This window comes from Pseudomonas tremae (genome assembly GCF_001401155.1).
GTDB lineage: Bacteria > Pseudomonadota > Gammaproteobacteria > Pseudomonadales > Pseudomonadaceae > Aquipseudomonas > Aquipseudomonas tremae.
Map to the genome: position 1 here is coordinate 1 of NZ_LJRO01000285.1, position 563 is coordinate 563.

The 563-nt window shown below is 51.3% G+C and carries 2 protein-coding genes; one reads left to right on the plus strand and one right to left on the minus strand.

What is annotated here, in order from left to right; genetic code table 11:
• A partial coding sequence (locus tag ALO43_RS30765) for a contact-dependent growth inhibition system immunity protein (RefSeq protein ID WP_054997831.1) occupies positions 1-281 on the plus strand: 281 nt, incomplete at its 5' end.
• 79 nt (positions 282-360) lie between these two features.
• On the opposite strand, the gene ALO43_RS16785 is transcribed toward ALO43_RS30765, so the two are convergent.
• On the minus strand, positions 361-563 hold a 203-nt coding region (locus tag ALO43_RS16785; RefSeq protein WP_054997832.1), incomplete at its 5' end, for a hypothetical protein.

Genomic DNA, 563 nt, shown 5'->3' on the forward strand with positions numbered 1-563 from the left:
TTTACGTACAGAGCCTAGGCTGCTATTTTCATCAGGACTGGACGGAAGAGTTCTCGGACAGCAATCACGTGTTTGAAGAGATCGTAAAATGTGAACCCTTGAGCTGTTTGCGAGATAGCGTAAAAGAAATTGAGCATCTGTTAAGCCAGCCCATGACGGAAACAGACTACAGCGAAATAATGACAAGCACATTGGGGTGCTATTTCGAGCCCAGCAGTGAACACACTCATTATTCGGATTGGCTATCCAAAATGGCCATTTACTTCACAAGCCAACAATAGCATCCATCTGTCCGCAAGACATCCAGCATGTGACATGACAAATCGAGGGGCAAAATCTGCACCTCAACGTTGAAGCACGTTACTTGGGTAACGCGTAGGCAATTACGTAATCGCCACGATCCGGCGATTGGCGGGCGCCGCCGGCGGTGAGCAGGATGTACTGCTTGCCGGTTTTGGGCGATACGTAGGTCATCGGGCCGGACTGGCTGCCTACGGGACGGGCCTTCCAGATTTCGTTGCCGTTGCCGCTGTCGAAGGCACGCAGGTAGAAGTCCTGAGTAC